This is a genomic window from Amycolatopsis sp. (assembly GCF_036008905.1).
GTDB lineage: Bacteria > Actinomycetota > Actinomycetes > Mycobacteriales > Pseudonocardiaceae > Amycolatopsis.
This window is the reverse complement of the sequence record NZ_DASYMU010000146.1, coordinates 1-4813: the sequence shown is the minus strand read 5'-3', so window position 1 is coordinate 4813 and position 4813 is coordinate 1. Positions and strand designations below refer to the sequence as shown.

5 protein-coding genes are annotated in these 4813 nt (G+C 71.3%); 3 read left to right on the top strand and 2 right to left on the bottom strand.

Annotation, left to right across the window (positions count from 1 at the left end; genetic code table 11):
* Positions 1–190 precede the first annotated feature (190 nt).
* Both VGP60_RS25800 and VGP60_RS25795 read right to left on the bottom strand, forming a co-directional pair.
* Complete coding sequence (locus tag VGP60_RS25800) at positions 191–1672, bottom strand: cobyric acid synthase (RefSeq protein ID WP_327550679.1); 1482 nt, start codon at positions 1670–1672, stop codon at positions 191–193.
* A complete protein-coding gene (locus VGP60_RS25795; protein ID WP_327550678.1) occupies positions 1669–2601 on the bottom strand; it encodes a cobalamin biosynthesis protein in 933 nt (310 codons plus the stop codon). The genes VGP60_RS25800 and VGP60_RS25795 overlap by 4 nt, the downstream gene beginning before the upstream one ends.
* Positions 2602–2637: 36 nt before the next feature.
* Here VGP60_RS25795 and cobU point away from each other — a divergent pair, with 36 nt between their 5' ends.
* The 3 genes from cobU to VGP60_RS25780 all read left to right on the top strand — a co-directional run.
* Positions 2638–3243 carry a bifunctional adenosylcobinamide kinase/adenosylcobinamide-phosphate guanylyltransferase gene (gene cobU, locus VGP60_RS25790; RefSeq protein ID WP_327550677.1) on the top strand — a complete coding sequence of 202 codons (606 nt, stop codon included), beginning with the start codon at positions 2638–2640 and terminating at the stop codon, positions 3241–3243.
* A gap of 10 nt (positions 3244–3253) precedes the next feature.
* Positions 3254–4279: a nicotinate-nucleotide--dimethylbenzimidazole phosphoribosyltransferase gene (gene cobT / locus VGP60_RS25785; RefSeq protein ID WP_327550676.1), complete on the top strand. Its 1026-nt coding sequence runs from the start codon at positions 3254–3256 to the stop codon at positions 4277–4279.
* The coding region (locus VGP60_RS25780; protein WP_327550675.1) for an adenosylcobinamide-GDP ribazoletransferase at positions 4272–4813 on the top strand (542 nt) is incomplete at its 3' end. The genes cobT and VGP60_RS25780, both read left to right, overlap by 8 nt.

Sequence of the window (4813 nt, the reverse complement as noted above, 5' to 3'; positions counted from 1 at the left end):
ATCCGCGACGTCGACCAGACCAACACCCCGGTCTGGGGCGAGGACACCTTCAAGTCCTCGGCCCCCGCGGCGCAGGCCGTCACCCTGAAGGGCGGCGAGTACTTCTTCATGCCGTCCCTGGCTTTCCTGCGCTCGCTCTAGCTGTCCGTGAAGGCCACATTGAGGGACTCTGAGTCCCTCAATGTGGCCTTCACGGCACGCCGGGTGGGACGAAGGGGAGGGTGGTGGGGGCGCCGGAAGTGATGAGGTCGAGTAGGGCGGGGGTGTTTAGGTGCTCGTCGATGGCGTCGGCGAGGTTGTCGAGCATGCTTTCGCGCAGTGAAGTGAAAGTGGGGGCGCCGGGAGCGGGAGACCACGAGATTTCGGCTTGGGCGGCGGCCTCGGTGAGCCAGGCGCGGCGGAAAGCGTCGTTCTCGAAAGCGCCGTGCCACATGGTTCCCCAGACAGCGCCGTCACGCAGTCCGTCCAAAAAGGACTCAGCGACGCCGGTCGGGATCGCGATTCCGTGGTGGATTTCGTAGGCCGACACCGGCTGACCACGCCACGAGCCGGCAGGCCTGCCAAGCACCTTTTCCGCCGCGAACTCGACGCGGGTGGGCAGCAAACCGAGACCCTCGACCAAACCGGCGCCGGATTCCAGTGCGTCGTCGATGGTCGCGGCGAGCATCTGGTAGCCGCCGCAGATGCCGAGCACCGGACGGCCGGCGGCGGCTCGTGCCTTCACGGCGTCGGCCAAGCCGCGGCCGCGCAGCCAGCGGAGATCGTCGACGGTGGCCCGTGATCCCGGAAGCACGACGATGTCACTGTCGGCCACTGTGTCGGCATCAGCGGTCAACGTGACGGTGACGCCGGGCTCGGCGGCGAGCGCGTCGACGTCGGTCGCGTTGGAGGCGCGGGGAAACCGCACCACGGCGATCCGCAGCGCACCACCTGCCGTTTGACCGCGCCAACCGGCGGCGGCGAGCGCGTCTTCGGAATCGATCCACACGCCGTCCAGCCACGGCAGCACGCCGAGCACTGGCCGTCCGGTCAGTTTCTCCAGGCTCGAAAGCCCCGGCCGCAGCAGCCCGACGTCGCCGCGGAACTTGTTGACGATCCAGCCCGCGAGCAACGCCTGGTCCTCGCCGCTCAGCAACGCGAGCGTGCCGAACATCGACGCCATCACGCCGCCGCGGTCGATGTCCCCCACCACGACCACCGGCAGCCGGAACCGCCGCGCCAGGCCCATGTTGACGTAGTCGCCCGCGCGAAGATTGATCTCGGCCGGGCTGCCCGCGCCTTCGCAGACGACGACGTCGAACCGGCCGCTCAAGTCGTCGAGCGCGCCGAACGCGATCTCCGCGAGCCCGGCGCGGCCGGTCGCGTACTCCCCCGCTTCGAGCGTCCCGAACGGTTTGCCCATCGCGACCACGTGACTGCGCCGGTCACTGCCTGGTTTGAGGAGCACCGGGTTCATCGCGGCCTCCGGCTCGACGCCGGCAGCGCGCGCCTGGACCCATTGCGCGCGGCCGATCTCCGAGCCGTCGGCGCACACCATCGAGTTGTTGGACATGTTCTGCGCCTTGAAAGGCGCGACCCGGATGCCCTGGCGCGCCAGCCAGCGGCAGATCCCCGCGGTGACCAGGCTCTTCCCGGCGTCGGACGTCGTCCCGGCGACGAGCAGGCCCTTCATCGCGCCACCACCGCCGCGACGACGAGCGCGCCGAGCCCGACAGCACGCGAGAGCGTCACCGAGCGTCGGAGATCAGCGGTGCCGGGCTCCGGGCCGTCGCCGAGCGTGCCCCTGTCCTCGGTGCGGCCGCCGTAGGTGTTGACGCCGCCGAGCCGGATGTCGAGCGCGCCGGCGAAAGCGGATTCGACCTGGCCCGCGTTCGGGCTCGGGTGATGGGAGCCGTCGCGGCGCCACACCCGCCAGGAGCGACGCGGAGAGCCGCCCACCACCGGTGCGCAGGCTGCGGTGATCACGGCGCCGACGCGCGCGGGCGCAAGGTTCGCCAGGTCATCGGCCCGCGCGGCCGCCCAGCCGAAGTTCTCGTACCGGGGCGAGCGGTAGCCGACCATCGCGTCGAGCGTGTTGAGCGCCCGGTACGCGAGCAGTCCCGGAATGCCCGCCACGCCGCCCCACAGCAGCGGCGCGACGATGGCGTCGGAGGTGTTCTCGGCGATCGACTCCGTCGCCGCGCGGGCCAGTTCCGCGGTGTCCAGCCCCGTCGCGTCGCGGGCGCAGAGATGCGAAAGCCGCTCCCGGGCGCCCGGGAGATCCTGGTCTTCGAGCAGGTCAGCCATGGTGTTCCCCTCGGCCGCGAGACCTCGCCCGCCGAGGACGGCCCAGGTCGCGAGCGCTGTCGCGGCGAATCGCGCGAACGGGTGATGTCGGGTCGCCGCCTGGAGTGCCACCCCCACTCCGGTGGCCGCGCCGACGCACAATCCCGCGTAGACGACGCCCCGGCGCCGTGAATCCGCCCACATCCGCTGCTCAAGAGCCCCGGCCGCCCGGCCGAAGAACGCGACGGGATGTCCCCGCCTGGGGTCACCGAACACGACGTCGGCAGCGTAACCTGCGACAAGTCCGAGTCGGGTAACTGATCTCCGGAGTGGCACGTGGCGAACAGTATCCTTTGGACCAGAATGCGAAACATGACCAAGCTGACGCACCGCCTCGCGGGTCTCCTCGAGACCGCCGCGCGGGCCCTTCGTTCGTACGGACGCAACGAAGGCAAAGTGCTGGTACTCGGCGGCGTGCGGTCGGGCAAGTCCCGGCACGCCGAGTCCCTCATCGCGCACCACGCCCATGTCGTCTACGTCGCGACGGGTTTCCCGCCGAGCGACGACGATCCCGACTGGGCGGCCAGGGTCGCCGCGCACAAGGAACGCCGGCCGTCGAACTGGCGGACGGTGGAGACCGGCGACCTGACAACGGTGCTCCGCGGCGCCACCAGCCCCATGATCGTCGACTGTCTCGGGACATGGCTCACGCGGGTGCTCGACGACGTCGGCGCGTGGGAGCAGAAGCGCGGCTGGGAGCTGCGGCTCGACGACAAGCTCGAGGACTTCCTCGAGGCGTGGGCGTCGGTGCGGATGCCGGTGGTGCTGGTGAGCAACGAGGTCGGCAGCGGTGTGGTGCCCGGCACGGTGTCCGGACGGCTGTTCCGTGATGTGCTGGGCGCGCTCAACACCCGCGTCGCCGCCGAAGCGGACAGGGTCCAGCTGGTGGTGGCGGGGCGCGCGCTCGACCTGCCCTGAGGAGACTCCCGTGTTCACGATCCCTACGCCCGACAAAGACGCCCACGCGGCGGCGCGGACCAGGCTGGACGGGCTCGTCAAGCCGCTGGGCTCGCTCGGACGGCTCGAGGATCTCGCGGCGTGGCTGAGCGCGGCGCACGGCTGCGTGCCGCCGCGTGAGCTCGCCGACGTGCGGGTGGTGGTGTTCGCCGGGGATCACGGTGTGACGCGTTCGGCCGTCTCGGCGTATCCGCGTGAGATCACCGCGGCCATGGTGCGGGTGTTCCTCGCCGGCAAGAGCGGGGTCAGCGTGCTGGCCGGGCTCGTCGGGGCGAAGGTCCGGGTGGTGGACATCGCGGTGGACGACGATCTCGACGGCGTTCCGGCCGAGGTCCTCGCGCACAAGATCCGGCGGAGTTCCGGGTCCATCGACGTCGAAGATGCCTTGGAGCCGGGCGAGGCCGAGCGGGCTTTCGAAGCCGGGCGCACGATCGCCGACGCCGAGATCGACAGCGGCGCGGACCTGCTGATCCCTGGCGACATGGGCATCGGCAATACGACAATGTGCGCCGCGTTGGTCGCCGCGCTGCTGGGCTCGCCGGCCGAGGACGTCGTCGGCACCGGGACCGGAGTGGACGAAGAAGGCCGGGCGCTGAAGGTGGCTGTCGTCGAAGCGGCGCTGGCGCGTGCGGGGTCGCGGTCGGGTTCACCGTTCGAGCTGCTGACGGCGTTGGGTAGCGCCTGTGTGGCGGCGACCGCGGGATTCCTGGTGCAAGCGGCTGTTCGTGGGGTGCCGGTATTGCTGGACGGCGTGTTTTCGGGTGCGGCGGCGTTGGTGGCGCGGGAGATCGCGCCGGGCGCCGAGAAGTGGTGGCTGGCCGGGCACAGGTCCACCGAGCCTTCGCAGGCTTTGGCGTTGAAGGCATTGGGACTGGAGCCGATCCTGGACTTCGGGCTGCGGCTCGGCGAAGGCAGCGGCGCGGTGCAGGCCGTGCCGACTTTGCGTGCCGCGCGGGCGATCCTCGCGGACATGGGGCTGCTGGCCGACCTTGCTTGACTCGATCCGCCTGGCCGTCGGCACGCTGACGGCGTTGCCGGTGCCCGCGCCCCGCGTGATCGACCGGCGGGTGGCGGGCGGGGCGATGGTGCTCGCGCCGCTGGCCGCGCTGCCGTTGGCGGTGCTGGCTGGGCTGATCGTGCTGGGTGGAGAGGCCGTCGGGCTGTTTCCGGTGGCCACGGCCGGGTTGGCGATCGGTGCGGTGGCGCTGGGGAGTCGCGGGCTGCATCTGGACGGGCTGGCGGACACCGCTGACGGGCTCGGCGCGTCTTACGACCGCGAACGGGCGCTGACGATCATGCGGAAGGGCGACTCCGGGCCTGGCGGGGTCGCGACTCTGGTGCTGGTCCTGATCGTGCAGTGCGGGGCGCTGGCCGGGGCGATCGTGGCCGGGCACGGGGTGGTGGCCGCGGTCGCCGGGGTGGTCGTGGGGCGGTGCGTGCTGTCTTTCTGTTGCGCGCGTGGGGTTCCCTCGGCTCGGCCTGCCGGGCTGGGCGCAACTGTCGCTGGGTCGGTGCCGATTGTGGTCGCGGC